The organism is Pantoea leporis, assembly GCF_028048155.1.
Taxonomy (GTDB): Bacteria; Pseudomonadota; Gammaproteobacteria; order Enterobacterales; family Enterobacteriaceae; genus Pantoea; species Pantoea leporis.
Genome location: NZ_JALMEU010000001.1, coordinates 12,254 through 31,838, shown reverse-complemented (window position 1 = coordinate 31,838; position 19,585 = coordinate 12,254). Strand labels below are relative to the sequence as shown.

General features: G+C 56.3%; 19 protein-coding genes and 1 pseudogene. 8 read left to right on the top strand and 12 right to left on the bottom strand.

Going from position 1 to position 19,585, the window contains the following annotated elements; all coding sequences use genetic code 11:
- Window positions 1-218 precede the first annotated feature (218 nt).
- Both MWH02_RS00170 and MWH02_RS00165 read left to right on the top strand, forming a co-directional pair.
- Window positions 219-1,100 carry an SIS domain-containing protein gene (locus MWH02_RS00170; protein ID WP_137385979.1) on the top strand — a complete coding sequence of 294 codons (882 nt, stop codon included), beginning with the start codon at window positions 219-221 and terminating at the stop codon, window positions 1,098-1,100.
- A gap of 11 nt (window positions 1,101-1,111) precedes the next feature.
- On the top strand, window positions 1,112-2,044 hold the full coding sequence (locus MWH02_RS00165) for a ribokinase (RefSeq protein WP_271460162.1): 933 nt from the start codon (window positions 1,112-1,114) through the stop codon (window positions 2,042-2,044).
- A 76-nt stretch (window positions 2,045-2,120) separates the two neighbouring features.
- Here the strand turns inward: MWH02_RS00165 and MWH02_RS00160 are convergent, their stop codons facing one another.
- The 3 genes from MWH02_RS00160 to MWH02_RS00150 are packed head-to-tail and all read right to left on the bottom strand — an operon-like array spanning window position 2,121 to window position 5,487.
- Window positions 2,121-3,101 carry a LacI family DNA-binding transcriptional regulator gene (locus MWH02_RS00160; protein ID WP_110866355.1) on the bottom strand — a complete coding sequence of 327 codons (981 nt, stop codon included), beginning with the start codon at window positions 3,099-3,101 and terminating at the stop codon, window positions 2,121-2,123.
- Between the two features lie 57 nt (window positions 3,102-3,158).
- Window positions 3,159-4,232 carry a sugar phosphate isomerase/epimerase family protein gene (locus MWH02_RS00155; RefSeq protein WP_271459642.1) on the bottom strand — a complete coding sequence of 358 codons (1,074 nt, stop codon included), beginning with the start codon at window positions 4,230-4,232 and terminating at the stop codon, window positions 3,159-3,161.
- Between the two features lie 16 nt (window positions 4,233-4,248).
- Window positions 4,249-5,487, bottom strand: coding sequence for an MFS transporter (locus MWH02_RS00150; protein WP_271459641.1), 1,239 nt, complete (start codon window positions 5,485-5,487; stop codon window positions 4,249-4,251).
- A gap of 214 nt (window positions 5,488-5,701) precedes the next feature.
- On the opposite strand from MWH02_RS00150, the gene MWH02_RS00145 reads away from it, so the two are divergent.
- The gene (locus MWH02_RS00145; RefSeq protein WP_168197478.1) at window positions 5,702-6,088 is read left to right on the top strand and encodes a cupin domain-containing protein; all 387 of its coding nucleotides are present in this window, start codon (window positions 5,702-5,704) and stop codon (window positions 6,086-6,088) included.
- Here MWH02_RS00145 and MWH02_RS00140 read toward each other — a convergent pair.
- A complete protein-coding gene (locus MWH02_RS00140) occupies window positions 6,085-6,759 on the bottom strand; it encodes a GntR family transcriptional regulator (protein WP_137385984.1) in 675 nt (224 codons plus the stop codon). The two genes, MWH02_RS00145 and MWH02_RS00140, sit on opposite strands and share 4 nt — an antisense overlap.
- Window positions 6,760-6,874: 115 nt before the next feature.
- On the opposite strand from MWH02_RS00140, the gene MWH02_RS00135 reads away from it, so the two are divergent.
- Genes MWH02_RS00135 through MWH02_RS00120 form a run of 4 tightly spaced genes read left to right on the top strand, consistent with a single transcriptional unit; the run spans window position 6,875 to window position 10,851 of the window.
- Entirely contained in the window at window positions 6,875-7,555 is a 681-nt protein-coding gene (locus MWH02_RS00135) for a DUF2848 domain-containing protein (RefSeq protein WP_271459640.1), read from the top strand.
- Window positions 7,556-7,563: 8 nt separating this feature from the next.
- On the top strand, window positions 7,564-8,907 hold the full coding sequence (locus tag MWH02_RS00130) for an amidase (RefSeq protein WP_271459639.1): 1,344 nt from the start codon (window positions 7,564-7,566) through the stop codon (window positions 8,905-8,907).
- Window positions 8,908-8,909: 2 nt separating this feature from the next.
- A complete protein-coding gene (locus tag MWH02_RS00125; RefSeq protein ID WP_271459638.1) occupies window positions 8,910-9,545 on the top strand; it encodes a DUF4286 family protein in 636 nt (211 codons plus the stop codon).
- A complete protein-coding gene (locus tag MWH02_RS00120; RefSeq protein WP_137385988.1) occupies window positions 9,538-10,851 on the top strand; it encodes an MFS transporter in 1,314 nt (437 codons plus the stop codon). The genes MWH02_RS00125 and MWH02_RS00120 overlap by 8 nt, the downstream gene beginning before the upstream one ends.
- Before the next feature lie 74 nt (window positions 10,852-10,925).
- On the opposite strand, the gene MWH02_RS00115 is transcribed toward MWH02_RS00120, so the two are convergent.
- Together MWH02_RS00115 and MWH02_RS00110 are read right to left on the bottom strand one after the other, a co-directional pair.
- Window positions 10,926-11,129, bottom strand: a complete 204-nt coding sequence (locus tag MWH02_RS00115) for a hypothetical protein (RefSeq protein WP_101764092.1) — start codon at window positions 11,127-11,129, stop codon at window positions 10,926-10,928.
- 61 nt (window positions 11,130-11,190) lie between these two features.
- On the bottom strand, window positions 11,191-11,808 hold the full coding sequence (locus MWH02_RS00110; protein WP_137385989.1) for a TetR/AcrR family transcriptional regulator: 618 nt from the start codon (window positions 11,806-11,808) through the stop codon (window positions 11,191-11,193).
- Window positions 11,809-12,115: 307 nt separating this feature from the next.
- Here MWH02_RS00110 and MWH02_RS00105 point away from each other — a divergent pair, with 307 nt between their 5' ends.
- Window positions 12,116-12,325 (top strand): CsbD family protein, encoded by a 210-nt coding sequence (locus MWH02_RS00105; RefSeq protein WP_007892931.1) that lies wholly within the window; start codon window positions 12,116-12,118, stop codon window positions 12,323-12,325.
- 43 nt (window positions 12,326-12,368) lie between these two features.
- Here MWH02_RS00105 and MWH02_RS00100 read toward each other — a convergent pair whose 3' ends face one another.
- The 6 genes and pseudogenes from MWH02_RS00100 to MWH02_RS00070 form a co-directional block, all read right to left on the bottom strand.
- Window positions 12,369-12,647: a hypothetical protein gene (locus MWH02_RS00100; RefSeq protein WP_101764090.1), complete on the bottom strand. Its 279-nt coding sequence runs from the start codon at window positions 12,645-12,647 to the stop codon at window positions 12,369-12,371.
- Window positions 12,648-12,968: 321 nt separating this feature from the next.
- Complete coding sequence (locus MWH02_RS00095) at window positions 12,969-14,348, bottom strand: NtaA/DmoA family FMN-dependent monooxygenase (protein ID WP_271459637.1); 1,380 nt, start codon at window positions 14,346-14,348, stop codon at window positions 12,969-12,971.
- Between the two features lie 19 nt (window positions 14,349-14,367).
- Window positions 14,368-15,991, bottom strand: a pseudogene (locus MWH02_RS23120) (dipeptide ABC transporter ATP-binding protein).
- The gene (locus MWH02_RS00080) at window positions 15,991-16,848 is read right to left on the bottom strand and encodes an ABC transporter permease (RefSeq protein WP_271459635.1); all 858 of its coding nucleotides are present in this window, start codon (window positions 16,846-16,848) and stop codon (window positions 15,991-15,993) included. Before MWH02_RS00080 ends, MWH02_RS23120 begins: the two are co-directional and overlap by 1 nt.
- A complete protein-coding gene (locus MWH02_RS00075; protein ID WP_271459634.1) occupies window positions 16,845-17,867 on the bottom strand; it encodes an ABC transporter permease in 1,023 nt (340 codons plus the stop codon). The genes MWH02_RS00080 and MWH02_RS00075 overlap by 4 nt, the downstream gene beginning before the upstream one ends.
- Window positions 17,864-19,474 (bottom strand): ABC transporter substrate-binding protein, encoded by a 1,611-nt coding sequence (locus MWH02_RS00070; RefSeq protein WP_271459633.1) that lies wholly within the window; start codon window positions 19,472-19,474, stop codon window positions 17,864-17,866. Before MWH02_RS00070 ends, MWH02_RS00075 begins: the two co-directional genes overlap by 4 nt.
- Window positions 19,475-19,585 lie beyond the last annotated feature (111 nt).

Genomic DNA, 19,585 nt, shown 5'->3' with positions numbered 1-19,585 from the left:
TTATAATAGTAAAAATTTTACTGCGAGTAAAATCATTGTAATACAATAGCTTAAATAGCTATTTTACTGTTAATGAAATAACAGTCGCAATAAGGATAGTTTTGTTTTACTGCCAGTAAAATGCATCAGTAAAACGTTTTACAGCGTGTGATCCAGTTAACACTTTTCCCCTAACTGCCATGCTAGCTTAGCGACAATGTTTTTAATGAGCGCGCAAAATGCATAATCGACTTAAAGGTAATGAGATATTCCTGCTGGCTCGCACCCTTGCGCCTGAGCTGGGAAAAAAGGAACGTTCAATTGCACGTTTTATTGACGACAATCCGCAGTCTTTATCTAAAATGTGCATCACTGATATTGCGAATTATCTGAATGTTAGCGTGTCGAGCATTACTAAAGTATCGAAGAAACTCGGCTTTACCGGTTTTCACGATCTGAAAATCAATATTGCCCGGCAAGTCAGCACGCAGGAAGATATCATCGATATTCCGGTAATCCCGGATTCAGAAAAATATGTCGAGCAGGTGATTGAAAGCACCTTTTTAAATTCGGTGCTGGCACTGCAGGATTCTCTGAGCGTGATTAACAGTGCCGTGATAAAAGCAGTGGCGTATCTGTTTATTAATAAACCAGAAAGCGCACGCATAGTTATTGCCGGGTGCGGTGGATCAGGTTCTATCTGTGATGACTTCAATCATAAGCTGCTGAAGATCGGCATCTTCTCGTCGGTGTTTAGTGACAGCCACAAGCAGCTGATGACCGCCTCATTGATGCAACCCGGCGATATCCTGCTGGCGATTTCTCACTCCGGCCAAACCACGGACATTATTCAGATGGTAAAAGCGGCGAATGAGAACGGCGCAGAAACCATCTGCCTGACCAATTATCCCAACAGCCCACTGAGTTTAATTGCCCGGCACTCGATTATCTCGTCGGTTAAAAACAATCCAATTACCGGAGAGAACGCCACCACGCGCATTGTGCATCTGAATATTCTGGATGCCATTTTTACCCTTATCGCCAGCAAGACCAGCGAAAAAAGTCAGACCAGTTTACACAACACCAGAAATGCGGTTGCGTCCAAGCGCACCGCCAATTAAGGGCCGAAATGATGAAACATAATATTGTTGTTATTGGCAGTCTTAACTACGACATTCTTGTCCAGCAGGATCGCCTGCCGGAAATTGGGGAGACGTTTACCGGCAACGAATTAATGTTGATGCCGGGCGGTAAAGGAGCAAACCAGGCGGTTCAGTGCGCTAAGCTGGGGCTGAACGTCAATATGGTGGGCTGTGTGGGCAATGATATTTATGGCAGCGAACTCATAAAATCACTGAATGAAAACGGCGTATCGGTAGATAACATTAGCCAGCGCGGAAAAACCTCCGGCATTGGCATCGTGCAGATTCTGGAATCCGGTGATTACTGCAGCACCATTATTAAAGGCGCAAACTACCTGATTACCGAACCCGATATTCACGATGGATTATTTAGCGATCGGCCACTGTTAATCCTGCAGTCAGAAATTCCCGATCGTGTGGTTGAACGTGCCATCAGCGTGGCCCGCCGTCACGATTGCCAGATTTTGCTGAACAACGCGCCAGCACGCGAAATCTCTCCGCAGGCGCTGAGTCAGGTCGATTTACTGGTGGTGAATGAGACCGAAGCCAGCTTTATGAGTAAAACCGCTGTCACGTCGGTTAAAGAGGCGATGGCCTGTGCGGCAGCGCTACAGCAGAAGGTGAATGGCCGGGTGATTATTACGCTGGGCGAGAAAGGCGCGGTGTTATCCGGTGATGCCGGTGCCAGACATTATCCCGCCGTGTTCTGTCCGGATGTAGTGGATACCACCGGCGCAGGGGATTCCTTTATTGGCGGCATCGCCTATTGCCTGGTGAACAACATCGATTTGGAAGAAGCGATTCCTTTCGCGGCTGAAATCAGTTCCTGCTCAATCCAGAAATATGGTGGTCAGAGTTCTTTCCCGATGCTGCCTGATGTGGCGCACGCGCTGACGCAAAATCGCCAGCGCCTGTTTGGTTGAAAAATACGGACCTGAAGCTCTGAACGGCACCTTTACAACATCAGACCATATACTTCGCAGCCTTCGTAAACGCCGATTAAGTACTGGCGCGCACCACAAAGTGCCAGTCCATCATAATGCGTTGAGCCGGCGAATCAGGTTGATCGATCTTATTCAGCAGCAAGGTAAACGCCTTGCGTCCCATAGCGCGCGACGGCTGCGCCAGCGTGCTCAGCGGCGGCGTGACCATTTCGGCGAGGTCGGATCCATCAAACCCCGTCACCGCTATATCCTGCGGCACGCGCAGCCCGGCGGCGTGAATGGCTGACAGCGCGCCCGCCGCTAAGGTATCCGACACGGCGAACACGGCATCTGGACGCTCGGGCGCTGCCAGCAAGGCTTCCATCGCCTGTTTGCCGGCATTAAAACTCAGCTCGGTGGCGTACGTGATGGCCTGCCAGCTGCGTGCTTCATGGATAAGTTGCTGCTGATAACCCGCCTGCCGCAGCTGCGCATATTTATAGCTGAGATCGTGGTTGATTAAGGCAATACGCTGTCGTCCCCTGCCCGCCAGAAACGCCACGACGTGCTTTGATGCCTGCACATCATCAATGCCCACGCAGGAAACATCACCGGCATCGGCGTATTCCGCGCATTGCACCCAGGGCGTTTCGCCAATCAGCTGCGCCAGTTCTGGCAACTTACTGAACGCATCCATAGTGATAATGCCATCCACCATTTTCCCGGCCAGCAATTGCAAACTTGAGCGGGAGCGCTCGATGTCTGAGCCAGAATTGCACAACAGAATGCGATAACTGTTTTTCTCCGCCTGCTCCTCAATGCCTTTCACCAACTCGGCGCAAAAGGGATTGGAGATATCCGACACCATCACGAGAATCATTGAGCTACGCGCAGTACGCAACTGACGCGCTAATAAATTTGGCTGGTAATTACTTGCTTTAATAGCGTGCAGGACTTTCTCACGATTCAGCGCTTTTACCGTATCGCTGTTATTCAGTACCCGTGAAACTGTTGCCACAGAAACGCCCGCTAAGCGGGCGATTTTTTGGATGGACATGCTTGCAACTCTTGCTCAGTCAGATACTACGGAGGCTAGCATAATTTCGCGCCCGCCTTAATCATGCGACTTTGCCGCATTTAACCCCAACTGGGCGCGGATGCTGGCCGCCTGCTGCGGTTGTGCGGCAAAGTCATCGAATGCCCGTTCGGCCACCGGAATGATGTGGCGACGAATGAAGTCGGCGCCCTCGCGCGCGCCGGTTACCGCCTCTTTCAGGCAACACTCCCACTCCAGCACCGCCCAACCGGCATAATCGTATTGCGCCAGCTTGCTGAAAATGGCCGGGAAATCGATCTGTCCGTCACCGGGTGAGCGGAAGCGACCAGCACGATCTATCCAGCGCTGATAACCGCCATACACGCCGCTGCGTCCGTTCGGCAGATATTCGGCATCTTTAACGTGAAAGGCCTTAATGCGCTGATGGTAGATATCGATGAACTGCAGATAATCGATATGCTGCAAGTGCAAGTGGCTGGGATCGAACAAGATGTTGCAGCGCGCATGATTGTTCACTAACGCCAGGAAGCGTTCAAACGTCACGCCATCATGCAAATCCTCACCGGGATGGATCTCGTAGCAGACATCAATGCCGTAGCGGTCAAACTCGTCCAGCACCGGCAGCCAGCGCCGCGCCAGCTCTGAGAAAGCTTCACTCAATAGCTGAGGATTGTGTGGCGGCCACGGATAGAGATATGGCCAGGCCAGCGAACCGGAGAACGTCGCGTGGGCCTGCAATCCCAGGTTGGCTGACGCGGCAGCTGCCTGCTTCACCGTCTGAATCGCCCACGCGGTGCGCTTTTCTTTGTCGCCACGCAAAGCGGGGGGTGCAAAACCGTCGAAGGCGCGATCGTGCGCCGGATGGACGGCAATCAGCTGGCCTTCCAGGTGCGTCGATAATTCACTGATCTGCAAGCCGTAGTTGGCCAGCAAACCCGTCACTTCATCGCAATAGGTTTGACTGGTTGCGGCGCACGGCAGATCAAAAATTAGCGGGTGATTACAAGGCATCTGTAGCGCCTTATAACCGAGCGCAGAGGCCCATTGCGCCAGCCCTGCCAGCGAATTAAACGGTGGCTGCTGCCCAATAAACTGCGCGAGAAAAATTCCCGGTCCTTTTAACGTTTTCACCTACACCTCCCGTCAATCAAACCGCTTCATCCCGGTATTTAAAGCTGAAGAGGAAAAGAACGGCGATCGCCGCCGCGGCAATCGCGGGGATCCACCAGAATGTTGCCCAGTTTTGCGCCGTGCCCTGTCCGGCAATCAGGCGGTTATACAGCGCGCCCGAGATCTGCGAGCCCAGCAGCATGCCAATACCGTAGGTGAACATCACCACCATGCTCTGCGCCTGCCCTTTCACTTTCTCGCCGGCGATGCGGTCGGTGTAAATAAAGCCCACCACAAAAAAGAAGTCGTAACAGACACCGTGCAGCAGAATGCCCATGTAGATCAGTGCGCGGCTTTCATCGTTCATGCCCAAGGCAAACAGCGCGTAGCGCACAAACCACGCCACCATGCCGACCAGCAACATGTATTTGACGCCAAGGCGGCGGAACAGCAGCGGGATCACCAGCATAAAGAAGATTTCCGACATCTGACCAAATGACATCGCGGTACTGACGTTACTCACGCCCGCATCCGCCAGCCAGGACGCCGTGTAGGCGTAATAGGTGCCGAGCGGGATGGAGATCAAGGTGGCGCAGAGAGCAAACACGAAGAAGTGACGGATTTTCAGCAGCGCAAAGGCATCCGCGCAGAACAGATCGCGTACTTTTAGCGGCATGCCTTTCGCCGGTGCAGGCGTATGCGGCAGCGTCAGACTGTAAATTGCCAACGCCACCGAGCAGATTGCGGCCAGGGTGAAAATCGCGGTACTGGAGGCGATGCCGGTAACACCAATAAAGATGCCCGCCACAATCCAGCCAATGGTGCCGAACACCCGCACCACCGGAAAACTTTTGTCACTGCTGGCCAGGCTGTGAAAGGCAATGTTGTTAGAGAGCGCCAGCGTCGGCATAAAACACAGCGTATAGCCAAACAGCAAGCCAATCAGCAGCGCGCCGTTTTCGGCCACCAGCGCGCCCGGGACAAACCATAAAAGCACCGCGCCCGCCAGGTTCATCACCGCCATGACTTTCTGTGAAGGGAAGAAGCGGTCAACCAACATGCCCAGCACAAACGGCGACAGTATTGAGGCGATCGGCCCTGCTGAGAAAGCATCACCAATCAGCAATGACATGTTGTGCTGCGTCATCACCAGCCCGAGCGTTACGGACCAGCTTCCCCAAATGAAAAACAGCATGAACATCATCAATGACAAGCGGGGAATCAGCAGATGCTGCTGCCTCACCGCGATCTCAGAATCTGTCGTTGTCGAAACCATGCTGACCTCGCGCCAAAAAGAAATCGATTACATTCCACAGAGAGAAACAAAGTAATCGATTACTTTGAGCAGTTCCTGGTGACCGATCACAATTCTTTTACAAGTGACCCGAGCATCACCGAGCGGCTTAGGCTGACAGTGATTGCACGCGCAGCCTTGCTGATTTGCACTATCCTGTGCGGGAGAGATTTTAATGACGATTCAGAGGAATGGGATGAGCGCCGATAACGAACATGAAAACAGTGCAGAAACGCTACTGCAAAGCGGGCAAGCCTGGAATGGCCAGCATATTGAACACTATCCAGCCGGTAAGCCCGAGATCACGGTGATGAAGATGACCCTTCCTGCCCATTCCGAGCTGCCGTGGCATACGCATCCGATGCCGAATACCGCGTATATTTTATCGGGATCGCTGACTATCGAAGACAAAGCCAGCGGCGAGACTAAAACGTTTAACGCTGGCGAAGCCTTTAATGAATCCATCGACATTGCCCATCGTGGTTTCACCACGGATCAGCGTGCCGAGCTGATTATTTTCTACGCCGGGGTTGAGGGCATGGAACTCTCTATTCCGCTGCCGGGTGAAGAAGCCGAATATTAATTATTCAGCAGCGCCTGTTTAAACGAATAGATATGCACCCGCGCCGCCTCTTCCGCTAGCTCGGCATTTCCCTGCTCCAGCGCCGCAATGATCGCTTCGTGTTCGGCGATGACTTCGTTCATGTGCGCAGCGCTGGAAAGCGTGGTGGCCCAGAAGCGCTGCGCCTGCGCATGGATAATGCTGAGAATATCGGCCAGCCGACCGTTGGCGGCGATGTCCGCCAGTACCTGATGAAATTCGCGGTCCAGCAGCATCATCTGTTCGCGATCGCGTGAGGCGCTGGCATTGGCAATGCGCTGATTCATCTCCCGCAGATAGACGATCTGCGCCGCATTGACCCGCTGCGAAGCCAGCCGCAAGCACAGCGCCTCATTCACCAGACGCACCTCAATTAACTCCAGCGCATCATCAATTGACAGCGGCGACACCATCACGCCCTTGCGCGGGATGATCTGCAACAGCCCTTCCGTCTCCAGCCGATGCACCGCCTGATTCACCGGCGTTCTGCCCATCTCAAGATCATCCATCACCTGCGCGATATTGAGATAGTCGCCCGGTTTGTAGCGCAGCGTGATCAGCCGGTGCTTGAACGCCAGATAGGCGCGCTCGTTAAGCGAAATGCTCTTCGGGGTCGTCGGCGAGCTCACATTTTCAGCCATCACATTACTCATCACGCAAATCCTTATTAGGTAACTGAGACATATTACACAAAAACCTGGCATGAAAATGGCTAGATTGAAATCACAGTGAAATTTCACACGCATTTCTCACCTGGAGATTGATCCCATGCAATTACGGTTTACAACAGATTACGCCGATGCGGCAGTGCTGGATGTTGAATTTAATCAACTTGTTATCGCGGGCTGGGTAGGACGTGAGCAGGAAGCGGTGCTGCACCATATCAGGGAGCTGGAAGCGCTGGGCGTGCCCGCTCCTGGTGCAGTGCCGCTGTTTTATCGCGTCGCAACCAATCAATTAACTCAGGAAACGCAGCTGGAGGTGGTCGGCGATCAGACGTCCGGTGAAGCTGAACCCTTCGTGTTTTTCCATCGCGGCGAATATTGGGTTTCGCTGATTTCCGATCATACCGATCGTCATCTGGAAACGTTCAGCGTAGCGCTATCGAAACAGGCGTGCATCAAACCGGTGGCCGGTCACGCGTGGCGCATGGCGGACGTCAAAGCGCACTGGGATCAGCTGGAGCTGCGCGCCTGGATCAACGTCAACGGTGATTGGGTGACTTATCAGCAAGGCGCCCTCTCCTCGCTGCTGACGCCACTTGATCTGCTAAGCCGCTATTTTGCAGCGGGCCAGGTTGAGGAAGGTTTCGCCATGTCGTGCGGCACGCTCAGCGCCATCGGCGGGATTCGTCCTGCCAGTGAATTCCGTATGGCGCTGCACGATCCGGTGCTGAACCGCACGCTGGAACACACCTACATCACTGGCTCGCTGCCGGTTATCGCCTGAGGTTCCCTATGACAACGTTATGGCAAGCGAGCCAGCAGCTGCTCGCCGGGCAAATCAGCCCTGAAACCCCGACCCAGCATGCACTGAGTGCAATTGCAGCGGAAAGCGGAGAAGGCAAACGCGTCTTCACTAAGGTGTATACCGCTGCTGCGCGCCAGCAGGCCGAGCAAGCCAGAGTACGCTGGCAGCAGCAACAGCCACGCAGCGCGATTGATGGTCTGCCCATCAGCATTAAAGATCTGTTTGATGTCGCCGGAGAAGTCACCACCGCCGGCTCCCACTTGCTCAGTAGCGCCAGCCCAGCCACGGCGAACGCCAGCATGGTGGATCGGCTGCAGCAGGCCGGTGCCGCCATCGTTGGCAAAACCAATATGAGCGAGTTCGCCTTCACTGGCCTCGGCGTCAATCCGCATTACGGCACACCCGCCAATCCGTGGCAGCGCGCGCAGCAGCGCATTCCGGGCGGTTCCTCTTCCGGTGCGGCAGTCGCGGTGAGCGATGGCATGTGTCTGGCGGCGGTTGGCACCGATACCGGCGGTTCGGTGCGCATTCCGGCGGCGCTGTGCGGCTTAACCGGTTTTAAACCGAGCGCCAGCCGCATCGATCAACGCGGAACGCTGCCGCTGGCGGCATCGCTCGACAGCATCGGTGTGATCGCTCACGACGTGCGCAGCTGCTGGTTGCTCGATAGCGTGATTGCCGATCGGCCGCTCACGCTGGATGAACGCACTCTATCGGACGCGCATTTCGTTATCCCGCAGACGCGTGTGCTGGCTGGCCTTGACGAACACGTCAGCGCCGCCTGGCTGCATGCGCTTGATGTGCTGCGCGCGCAGGGCGTGAAAATCACCGAGCTGCCGCTGCAAGAGCTGGCAGAACTGGACTCCATTAACGCGCGTGGCGGCATTACCGCGTGGGAAGCCTGGCAATGGCATCAGCATTACGCCCAATCCCAGCCAGAAGCCTACGATCCGCAGGTTCTGACGCGCATTAATCGCGGCAGCTTACTGAACGAAGAGGATGCCGCCGAACTTTACCAACTGCGCGCCGACTGGAAACAGCGCGTCGAGCAGGCGGTTGCGCCCTTCGACGGCATCCTGATGCCGACGGTGCCGTTGATCGCGCCGACGCTGAGTGAGCTTGAGGATCCCGCGCGCTACATGCAGGTCAATCTGCTGATGCTGCGCAACACCAGCGTGATCAACATGCTGGATGGCTGTTCGATTTCTCTGCCTTGCCATCAGCCCGGCGCTGCGCCGGTTGGCCTGATGCTCTCTTCCACCCATGGCAACGATGCTGCATTACTCAGCTGGGCTGCCGCGATTGAAACCACCCTGAAACGGAGTAGCTGATCATGACTCAACCCCACGGCATGCTGTTTGTCGCCACCAATATCGATGCTGCAGATGAAGCGGATTTCAACCAATGGTACGACCACGAACACGTTGAAGAGCGCGTGGCCATCAGCGGCTTTCTTAGCGGCACGCGTTATCAGGCGGTGGATGCCGAACGCAAATACCTCGGCCTGTATGAAACCGCATCGCTGGAAGCCTTTACCAGCGCCGATTATCACGCCGCCTTCACGCGCCAGACCGAATGGTCGGTGAAGAACCTCAACAAAATGGTCAATCCGATGCGCCGCGTCTGCGCCATCTCGCATCAGCATGGACAAGGCACCGGTAGCCATCTGGCGGTGCTGACCTTAAAAGCGGGTACAGATGTTGCATCGCTGGGCAGCTGGCAAAGCAGCGTGCAGCAAACGCCCGGCTATATCGCCTCACGTTTGCTGACGCCTGACACCACGCTGAGCTCGCCGCTGCCACGGGAAACCAGCGCAACGCGACCAATGCATCCGATGCTGCTGCTGACCTGCCGCGACGCCCAAGTGTGTAAAACCCTCGCCGCCGATGCCGCGCAGGCACTCAACGCGGACGTACAGCTCTACTCCCTCAGCTGGCAGTTAACCCAACAGGAGATGGCTCATGGCTAATACCGATTCAACGTTGCCGCACGCGTCAGGCGCGCGCGCCAGCCACAGCAAAACCGGTCGCCTCGCGGCGGCCAGCTCCATCGGTACCGCGCTGGAGTGGTATGACTTCACGGTCTACAACATCATGGCGGCGCTGGTGTTTAACCACGTCTTTTTTCCCAGCTTTGATCCGCTGGTCGGTACCATTCTGGCGTTTTCCACCTATGCGGTCGGCTACATTTCCCGTCCGGTGGGCGGCTTTATCTTTGGTCATCTCGGCGATGTCGCCGGGCGTAAAGCGGTATTGATCACCACCCTGGTGATTATGGGCGTCACCACCGCGCTGATGGGCCTGCTGCCTGGCTATGCGGTGTGGGGCATCTGGAGTCCAGTGCTGTTGGTGGCCTTACGCTTTATTCAGGGCATTGCATTAGGCGGCGAATGGGCCGGTGCAGTGTTGCTGTCGATGGAGCATGGCGATGCCGACAAGCGTGGCCGTAACGCCTCGTTTGCGCAGGTAGGTCCCTCGTGCGGTACCTTGATTGGTACCGGATTTATCACGCTGGTAACGGTTGCGTTGAGCGGCGAGCAGTTTCAGGAGTGGGGATGGCGCATTCCGTTCCTGCTGAGTCTGCTGCTGGTGATGTTTGGCTTATGGCTGCGTCGCGGCGTAGAAGAGACGCCAACCTTTGTCGCGATGCAGCAGGCGGAGAAAACCACGCATACGCCACTGAAAGAGGTGTTTGTTCGCTATCCGCGTGAGCTACTGATCGCTGGCGGTTCACGTATCGGCTCCGACGTGTTGTACGCGTTGGTGGTGGTGTTCACTCTTACCTACGTCACCACCGTGCTACAACTGCCGCGTCCGCTGGCGCTAATGGCCACCATGCTCGGCGCGATTGGCAATGCGATTACGGTGCCGATGTTTGGTGCGCTCTCCGACAAGCTCGGCCGTCGTCCGGTCTACATTGCCGGTGCGCTGCTGGCAATCGTTTGGTCGTTTGTGTTCTTTGTGCTGCTGGATAGCTCACAGCCGGTGCTGATTGTGCTGGCGGTGATTGGCGGCTTGCTGATTCATGCGGTGATGTACGGACCGCAGGCGGCGTTTGTCACCGAACAGTTCCCCAGCCACGTGCGCTACGCCGGATCGTCACTGGCTTACACGCTGGCGGGTATCATTGGCGGTGGCTTTGCGCCCCTGATCATCACGACCTTGTATAAAGAGATGGGCAGCACGCTGTGGGTATCGCTGTATGTCAGCCTGGCGTTGCTGATCACGCTGTTTGCGCTGTGGAAGGCAAAAGAGACCGCGCATCGCCCGCTTTAATCAGAGAGGTGTTTGGCGAGGGATTGCCAGACTTCAGCAGAGGAGAACAACAAGGCGCGGCACGCGCGACCCTATTAGTGCAGTTTTTTCGCCAGGATACGAATAGCTTTCTCGCAGGCGACTTTGGTTTTGCTGTCGGTGGAGCGCAAACTTAGGCGATACAACGCGCCTATGAGTTCCTGAACGGTAAGCGCTTCATCAGGACGCAGGATACGTGTCACTACCCTGCCCACCAATGCGCGAATCTCTTCCGTAATATCTGAATCTTCGTCTTTCACTTGCCCTCCGTCTTTACGCTTCGCTTATTTAGGAAGTATCCGACTCCTAATTAGACAAATTTTAGTCCAGCAGCTTCATAACTAACTTGATGGTCTCTGGTTCATCTTTTACATCGGTGATCTTGCCCACAACGCGCATGCCAAAGGCGATGCAGAGGATCAATCCCGCGGCGGTGTCCACATCCAGATTGGGCGTGACCGAGCCATCTTCCTGGCCCAGTTTGAGCAGCGAGGCGAGGAAGTTTTTATTACGAATGACCGCTTCACTCACCAGTTGCGAAAGATCGTCATCCAGCACCTGCAGCTCTACCGCGCTGCCCACCACTAAACAGCCGGTGCGACCTTCCACCGCCCGCGCGGAATCAAGGTAAAACTGCAGCAGCTCGCCGAGCTTCTCACGGCCGCTGGTGAACTGTGCCAGACGCTGGCGCAGATCGGCATTACGCACCGAAAGATAGCGTTCAAACACCAGCAGAAACAAGCTGCGCTTATCTTTAAAAGCCTTGTAGATGCTGCCCGCTGTCAACCCCATCGCTTCGCCCAGATCGTTAAGTGAAGCCGCATGAAACCCCTTCTGACGAAAAACAATCATGGCTTTGTCCAGAGCCTGTTCGATGTCGAACTCTCTGGGGCGGCCACGTTCTCTGCTTTTCATGTCGGTGGGTTGCGTTTTACTCATACGGATGGCATCAGGGAATGCGGGTTTCCAAAAGTTGACGGAAATGTCTTATCGACGATTACTATATCGCAACCCACCCTTGCCTGTATAGCCGGGCAAACATAATGCCTTATAGAGCAAAGAGTTAGAGAATCACTTTTTGCTATTAGCGGCTTTTTTCTCCACGCTGGCTCACACATTCGCAAATTTATGAGTCAGCTCACAGCTCAGGCAAGCAAAGCGCAAATCCTGTGCCAGGATTAATTCACCCGCTGGCATCAGGCCAGCGAAGGGCAGCACACAGTCACCACGAAATAGGGAGATCAACATGAACGAAGATCGTATTAGCGGCAACTGGAAGCAGTTCAAAGGGAAAGTGAAGGAAAAATGGGGCGACCTGACCGATGATGACATGACCGTGGTTGAAGGAAAACGCGATCAGCTGGTCGGCAAAATCCAGGAACGCTACGGTTATGAAAAAGACCGTGCGGAGAAAGAAGTTAAAGAGTGGGAAGATTCGAATAAGTACCGCTGGTAACGCCGCGCCGTTATGCCGGACAACTTTGTCCGGCATACAGCGATCAGTGCTGCGTTGAGTCATCCGCCGAAACGTTTTTCGCCCTAAAGCTCATCACGTTCTCTTCCGATTGCTCAACCTTGTCGGCTGTGCTGCTGTTCGTCACCAGCTCTAAAGCCAGTCTGGCGATCCGTACCTCTTCCGCCGTCACACCCGCATGTATCATCTTCTCTAATTGCGCGAGCAGCGTGGTACGCGAAACCGGCGCATCCTGGTTAAATAATTCCATCACCGCATCACCAATCGCGATGTCGCATAACTGTTTGTCATTACTGTTTTTCATGGGCTCTCTGTAATCGTCTCAACCAACCCTGGCCGGGGGATCCTGACGTGGCTGAGCATACCCACTGAGAAAAAAACGTCAAATACAAAAAAATGTCGATGCAATCGAAAATGCTTCGACATTGCAGGCTATGCGTTAAACGTCGAGTTTGCGGCCTGTCAGCCACTCCGGGATCGCGGTGTTAGCGGAAGGAATTGTGAAGATAATGGCCTGAAGAGTATTGGGTCTATGAGAATTCATTAATATTTATTGCGCGATAAATCGCGCCGCTACCAATACGTGCACTGATTCCGTAGCGACGCAATTTATTGCGCGACCGCATTAACTCAGCGTCAACTTCCGTTGCGGATGCGTCGCCGGCAGTTTGCTCTTCTGGCCGAAAATCTTCTCGCGCAGCGTGCCTGGCTTGTACGCCGTCTGCGCCAGGCCGCGTTTTTGCAGCACCGGCACCACGTGTTCAACCCACTCATCCCACCAGCCGAGCGTGGTGACCGGCACCACGTTAAAACCATCAACGCCAGCATCAGCAAACTGCTGCACCCGGTCGGCGATCTGTTCTGGCGTACCGGCGAAACGGCCCGGTAGCAGCGCATGTTGAATCAGGTATTCGCGCCAGGTCAGCACGCGGCCTTGCCCATAATCGGCATCGACCGCGATACGGAATTTCGAGCGCATGTGCTGGCTGAACTCTTCGCGCCGGCTCAGTTCGGTCAGCGGCGTATCGGGATCGATATTCGCCAGATCGATGCCCGAACCGCCGCTGTAGAAGCCCTGCAATGCATTGATATCAATATTGTCGAACAGATATTGCTGCTTACGCTTCGCCTCTTCCTCGGTCGATCCAATCACGGTGGAAAGCATCACCAGCTTCTTCAAATCCTCCGGCTGGCGACCGTAATCGACCACATCCTGATTGAGGATGGCGATATCTTTGCGCGCGGTGTCTGGCGTTTGCGATGGCAGGAACGTCACTTCGGCATTGCGCGCGGCAAAGCGGCGTCCGGCATCCGAGTTGCCGGCCTGGAAGAACACCGGGCTGCGCTGCGGCGACGGCTCAACAATGTGCGGCCCTTCCACCCGATAGCGCTTACCGACGTGGTTGATTTTGTGGATCTTGTCGGCATCGAAAAAGCGGTTAGTCGCGGGATCGTGCAGCACTGCGCCCTCTTCCCACGACAGTTCCCACAGCTTATATGCCACATCGAGATACTCCTGCGCCCATTCGTAGCGCTCATCGTGCGGCACAATGTCCTGATAACCGTAGTTGCGGAAGCCATTGGAGAGATACGAAGTCACGATATTCCAGCCGATGCGACCGCGGGTAAATTCATCCAGCGAGGAGATTTGGCGCGCAAACGAGAACGGATGGGTCTGAATCACGTTGCTGGTCACCACCAGACCGAGATTTTCAGTCGCTAAACCCAGCGCCGAAAGAATGGTGATCGGATCGGGCTCGGGGAACTGGGTGCCAGCGCGCATGGTGGTTTTGCCGTCGCCATATTCGATGTCATACACGCCCACTACATCGGCGATGAACAAGGTATCAAACAGCCCTTTTTCCAGGGTTTTCACCGTCTGCACATAGGCATCAAGCTGGTTGTAGTTGTACTGCACCTGACCTTCCGGCGTGCGCCAGTAACCGTGGCTGTGATGATTCGGTGTGAGATGCAAAAATCCGTTATAAATCAGTTCGCGTGACATGTTCGCTCCAGTAGCAAAGTTAAGCGGTTTCCAGCGCGGCCAGGCGTGGCAGCGAGGCAAGTAACGTCTGGGTGTAAGGATGGCGCGGGCGGTAGAACACCTCATCGGCGGCGCCCTGCTCGACCGCCTGGCCGTTCTGCATCACCAGCACGCGATCGCTCATGTGATGGATCACGCCGAGATCGTGCGAGATAAACAGGTAGCTGACGCCGAGCTGCGCCTGCAGATCGCTGAGCAGATCGAGAATCTGCGCCTGAATGGTGACGTCCAGCGCCGAGACCGCTTCGTCGAGCACAATCACTTTGGGATGGGTCGCAATCGCGCGGGCAATCGCCACACGCTGCCGCTGGCCGCCCGACATGCGCGCCGGCCATTGGTTGAGATGCTCCGCGCCGAGCCCAACCGCTTGCAGCAGGCTAATAGCCCGCTCGCGCGGCGCCTGCGTCGGCGCATGCCGATCGAGTGCAATCGCATCCAGCAGGATGTCGGCCACGCGCCAGCGCGGATCGAACGAAGAGAGCGGATCCTGATATACCACGGCAATCTGGCGACGAATGGCACGCTGATCGGCGGCGGACGCATGGCTCCACGGCTGGCCGGCAAACAGCACCTCGCCGCTGTCCGGTGATTCCAGCGCCAGCGCGATGCGCGACAAGGTGGTTTTACCCGAACCCGACTCGCCGACAATTCCCAGCGTCTCGCCGCGCTTCAGGGTAAAGGAAACGTCATCGACGGCGCTGGTGCCCGCGAAAACGCTTCACGATATGCCGCGCTTCCAGCAGCACTTCCGCTGAGGGCGTTACGGATGGGATTGGCACGCTGGGCGCGCTGCCGGAAAGGCGTTGTCCTTTGGTGTGTTCGCTGGGAATCGCGTTTATCAAACCTTGGGTATACGCATGCTGCGGCTGTTGCAGCACCTGCTGCGCCGAGCCCGCCTCCACAATCGATCCGCCCTGCATCACCAGAATTTGATCGGCGATTTTTGCCACCACCGCCAGATCGTGGCTAATCAAAATTACGCTGGTGCCACGATCCAGCATCTGGCGCAGCACTTCCAGCACCTGCGCCTGCACCGTGACATCCAGCGCGGTGGTGGGCTCATCGGCGATCAGCACATCCGGATGCAGCGCAATCGCCGAGGCGATCAATGCGCGCTGGCGCAAACCGCCCGACAGCTCTCCCGGCCGCTGGCTGGCTCGATAAGCCGCCTGCGGCACGCCAACCTCTTCCAGCAAGGCCTGCACTTTCTGCTGGCGGCTGGCGGCGTTGCCCCAGCCATGCAGCGCCAGCGCTTCGGCGATCTCTTTGCCCACCGGACGCAGCGGATCCAGCGACACCAGCGCGTCCTGCAAAATGAAACCCACTTTGCTGCCGCGCACCTTGCGCCACCAGTTGTCGCTCCGCTGCTGCAGCGTATCACCGTGCAGGCTCAGCGTGTCAGCCTGCACGTGTAATCCGTCTCCAGCTAATCCCACCAGCGAACGGGCGGTGACGCTTTTCCCCGATCCCGATTCACCCACCAGCGCCAGACATTGCCCGCGTTGCAGCGCGAAGCTGACGTTCTTCACAATATGGCGCGGTTGCCCGCTTTCGCTGCTGGCCCAGATATTCAGGCCGCGCACATCAATCACATTGTTGCTCATTAGCGCGTCTCTCCTTCCGCTCGCTGCTGGATGTAGCGGCCAATCTGCGTAAACGACAGCGCCACCAGCACAATGGCAATGCCCGGCAAGACTTCCAGCCACCAGGCGACGGTGACGTTAATTTTTCCGGCTTCAAGCAGCGCGCCCCATTCTGGCGACGGCGGCACCACGCCTAATCCAAGAAACGACAGACCGGATGCCCACACCACCGATTGCCCGATGCCTAACGCCACCAGCGAGAACAGCGGCCGAAACACGTTGGGCGCGATGTGCTGGGTAAACAGCCGCGGCCACGGATGCCCGAGCGCACGCGCCGCTTCGACATAACCGGATTGTTTGACCTGCAATGCCTGGGCACGCACCAATCGCGCATAGCCGGGCGCGGTGCCAATGCCGACCGAGATCAGCAAACTGCTGGCGGAGGGACCCAGCAGCGCGACAAACAGCAGCGCCAGCAGCAAGGTGGGAAACGCCAGCAAGATCTCCAGCAGACGATTAACCGGCTCCGCCAGCCAACGCGGTCCGAGTGCGGCGCTAAAGCCGAGCACCACCGCGCCAAATAACGCAATCACCATCGCGCCGATGCCAATCAGCAGCGACTGACGCGTGCCCCAGATAATGCGGCTATAGAGATCGCGGCCAATGTCATCGGTGCCGAGCCAGTTGGCCCACGAAGGGGCTTGCAGCGCGCGATAGAGATCGGTGCTGAAGGGATCGTGCGTCGCCAGCACGCCAGGCGCGATGGCCGCGACAATAAAGAACAGCGCCACAATGGCGGAAAGCAGCACTGAGAGCGGCAATTGCCAGCTCACGCGCGTAATGCGCGGTCCGGCGTAATCCGTGAGATGAGTTGTCATGGGCGACCTCGCAGGCGGGGATCGACGATCAGGTAAATCAGGTCAACCACCAGGTTAATGACGATGTAGAGGAAACTGATGAGAATCACGATGCCGGAAACCAGCGCAAAATCCTTGTTGCTCACCGCATTGACCAGCACATTGCCAAGTCCCGGCCGGGCAAACACCGCTTCCACCAGCACCGCGCCAGAGAGCAAATTGCCAATTGCCCAGCCGCTGAGCGTGATGGCCGGAATCAGGGCGTGGCGTAATACATGGCGCAGCCGCACGCCCGCCAGACTCATGCCGCGCGCCCGCGCCGACAGCACAAATGGCTGCTGCATGCTGCGTTCAAATTCGCCGCGAATGGCGTGACCCATAAAGCCCGCCAGCGGAATCGCCAGCGTGATGGCGGGCAGCACGGTGCCGAGCAGTCTGGTGCCGCCGACCACCGGGAACCAGCGCAGACCGATGGCGAAAACAATCAGCAGCAGAATACCAATCCAGTACTGCGGCAATCCGGCCATGATGGTTTCCACTGCCGAACCGAATGCCGCCAGCCGACGGTTACGTCCGGCGGTGAGCAGCGTCCACGGAATGGCAATAATCCACGCCAGCAGCAGCGCGGCAATCGCCAGAGTAAAGGTCGGCAGTAGCTGCTCGGCAATGATGTGCACCACCGGCCGCTGCAACTCAAAGGAGAAACCAAAATCGGCGTGCAGCAACCGCCAGAAATAGTGCAGATACTGCTCGACAATCGGCTTATCGAAACCGTACTGCGCGTTGATCGGTGCCAGCTCCGCTGGCGTGCGTTCAATCACCTGCCCGGATGTGATATTCAGCAGGATGGTGGCGCGATCGCCCGGCAGCACCGACAGCACCAAAAACGTCACGGTGATGGTGCCCCACAGCACGAACAGCGCGGAGGCGATGCGCAGTGAAATCCGCCGCAGCAGCGACGCCGTACGGCTGCGTGGCGCGGCAACGCTGGCCACATCGGCGGTGCTGTTTTGCGGCGACGATGACATCAATTCACTCATGGCTGCTCCTGCACGAAGTAAGCATCGTTAAAGTTCAGCAATCCGTTGCCCTGATCCTGCCAAAGCCCGCGAATGTTGTTGGCAATGGCAACGTTGTAGGTGAAGTTGTAGCCGCCGATGGCAATCGCCTGATCGTCAAACCACTTTTGCAGCAGGTCGAACTTTTGCTGGCGCCGTTGCGCATTCGGCTCACGCTGCGCATCAAGGATTTGCGCTTCCACTTCGGGATCATTGAAAAAGCTGGTGTTGTTGCCGTTGAACGCGCCGTTGAGCGCATGGTTGTAGACGATGTCGAGGATGTTGGGCGACGGCCAAACCCAGTAACCAAAGCTGATTTCTTTATCTGCCGGACGCGAACGTGCGCCGGCAAAGCCTTCGGTTTGCGTCAGCGGGATCAGATCCAGCTTGATGCCAACGCGTTTGACCTGATCCTGCACCGCCTGCAGCATCAGCGCGCCCTCCTGGTCGATAATCGCCTGAATAAACGGCAAGCGCGCATCCAGCGTTTTGCCGTCTTTGGTGCGATAGCCGGCGGCATCGCGCCCGGTCCAGCCGGCGGCGTCCAGCAGCTGATTGGCTTTGGCGATATTGAGTGAATAGCGATCGTCGACATTGAGATAGAGCGGCGTGCTTTTACTCAGCGAGCCGTTGCCCTCATACGGTACCGCACCTTTGAACACGGTTTTGACGATCTGCTTGCGGTCCAGCGCGTAAGCAAACGCCTGGCGCACCCGCTGATCGGTAAACGGACCGCGCTGCACATTAAAGGAGAACGCCTGCGGCCGTCCGGTGGCGACGTAGGAGAGCGTTTGATAGTGACGCTGCAGCGCCTGCCACTGCGCGGACGGCGGCTGATAAATCACATCCGCGCCGCCGCTCACCAGCGCGCCCCAGCGCGTGGTGGCATCCGGCACGAACTTCCACTCCAGATGCTTGATATATGCCGGGCCGTTGTGGTGCGCGTTTGGCGGCGCCCAGCGATAGTCGTCATTGCGCACAAAACTGATGCCATCGCCGCGCACCCAGCGCGCCACTTTCCACGGCCCGGTGCCGACCGGTCGTAAGCACTTCTGCTCGCTGCTGTTATGCGCCAGTGAATCGGGTGATTGAAATCCGTAATGACCGTTTGCCAGCACGTTATAGATTTCAGGATTCGGCTCAGATAAATGCAGCGCCACGGTATAATCATCAACCTTGGTAAAACCGGTCATATAAGTAAAACCGTGCCAGCCGATGCCTTTTTGCCACGCCGGATAATTCGCAACAACCGCATCGGCATTAAACAGATCGCCATCGGTAAATTTAACGTCGTGGCGTAAATGAAAAGTAATGGTTTTACGATCGGCGGATTCACTCCAGCTGGCAGCCAGCCACGGACGAATCTGTCCGTTGTCATAACTCACCAGATAATCAAAAACCTGACGCGATAAATATGCTTGCTGCACCCAGCCGCCCCACAAGCATGGCGGCTCCTGCTCATGCAGATAAACCAGCGTGCCGTCGCTATAACGAGGCGGCGCGTTCTGCGCGCTGACGCTTAAGGGCAACGCACCACTTATCATCGCCAATATCGGTATAAATAAGCGCTGAAGAAGCTGATATTTCATTTCTCACTATTTCCCGGTCAAAAGCTAATAACAGATTTCGCGTGGATCTATTCCGCTTGAAATTATATTTTCTGGAAATTAATGGGTAATTTTCGGACTCGCGTTTGAATA

Bases quoted from the DNA above. Each gene is read 5' to 3' on its own strand.
- MWH02_RS00095 (WP_271459637.1), bottom strand. From the start codon at position 14,348: ATGTCACGCGAACTGATTTATAACGGATTTTTGCATCTCACACCGAAT.
- MWH02_RS00075 (WP_271459634.1), bottom strand. From the start codon at position 17,867: ATGAGTGAATTGATGTCATCGTCGCCGCAAAACAGCACCGCCGATGTG.
- MWH02_RS00125 (WP_271459638.1), top strand. From the start codon at position 8,910: ATGACTCAACCCCACGGCATGCTGTTTGTCGCCACCAATATCGATGCT.
- MWH02_RS00145 (WP_168197478.1), top strand. From the start codon at position 5,702: ATGAGCGCCGATAACGAACATGAAAACAGTGCAGAAACGCTACTGCAA.
- MWH02_RS00135 (WP_271459640.1), top strand. From the start codon at position 6,875: ATGCAATTACGGTTTACAACAGATTACGCCGATGCGGCAGTGCTGGAT.
- MWH02_RS00110 (WP_137385989.1), bottom strand. From the start codon at position 11,808: ATGAGTAAAACGCAACCCACCGACATGAAAAGCAGAGAACGTGGCCGC.
- MWH02_RS00130 (WP_271459639.1), top strand. From the start codon at position 7,564: ATGACAACGTTATGGCAAGCGAGCCAGCAGCTGCTCGCCGGGCAAATC.
- MWH02_RS00170 (WP_137385979.1), top strand. From the start codon at position 219: ATGCATAATCGACTTAAAGGTAATGAGATATTCCTGCTGGCTCGCACC.
- MWH02_RS00140 (WP_137385984.1), bottom strand. From the start codon at position 6,759: ATGAGTAATGTGATGGCTGAAAATGTGAGCTCGCCGACGACCCCGAAG.
- MWH02_RS00070 (WP_271459633.1), bottom strand. From the start codon at position 19,474: ATGAAATATCAGCTTCTTCAGCGCTTATTTATACCGATATTGGCGATG.
- MWH02_RS00120 (WP_137385988.1), top strand. From the start codon at position 9,538: ATGGCTAATACCGATTCAACGTTGCCGCACGCGTCAGGCGCGCGCGCC.
- MWH02_RS00100 (WP_101764090.1), bottom strand. From the start codon at position 12,647: ATGAAAAACAGTAATGACAAACAGTTATGCGACATCGCGATTGGTGAT.
- MWH02_RS00105 (WP_007892931.1), top strand. From the start codon at position 12,116: ATGAACGAAGATCGTATTAGCGGCAACTGGAAGCAGTTCAAAGGGAAA.
- MWH02_RS00150 (WP_271459641.1), bottom strand. From the start codon at position 5,487: ATGGTTTCGACAACGACAGATTCTGAGATCGCGGTGAGGCAGCAGCAT.
- MWH02_RS00160 (WP_110866355.1), bottom strand. From the start codon at position 3,101: ATGTCCATCCAAAAAATCGCCCGCTTAGCGGGCGTTTCTGTGGCAACA.
- MWH02_RS00080 (WP_271459635.1), bottom strand. From the start codon at position 16,848: ATGACAACTCATCTCACGGATTACGCCGGACCGCGCATTACGCGCGTG.
- MWH02_RS00165 (WP_271460162.1), top strand. From the start codon at position 1,112: ATGAAACATAATATTGTTGTTATTGGCAGTCTTAACTACGACATTCTT.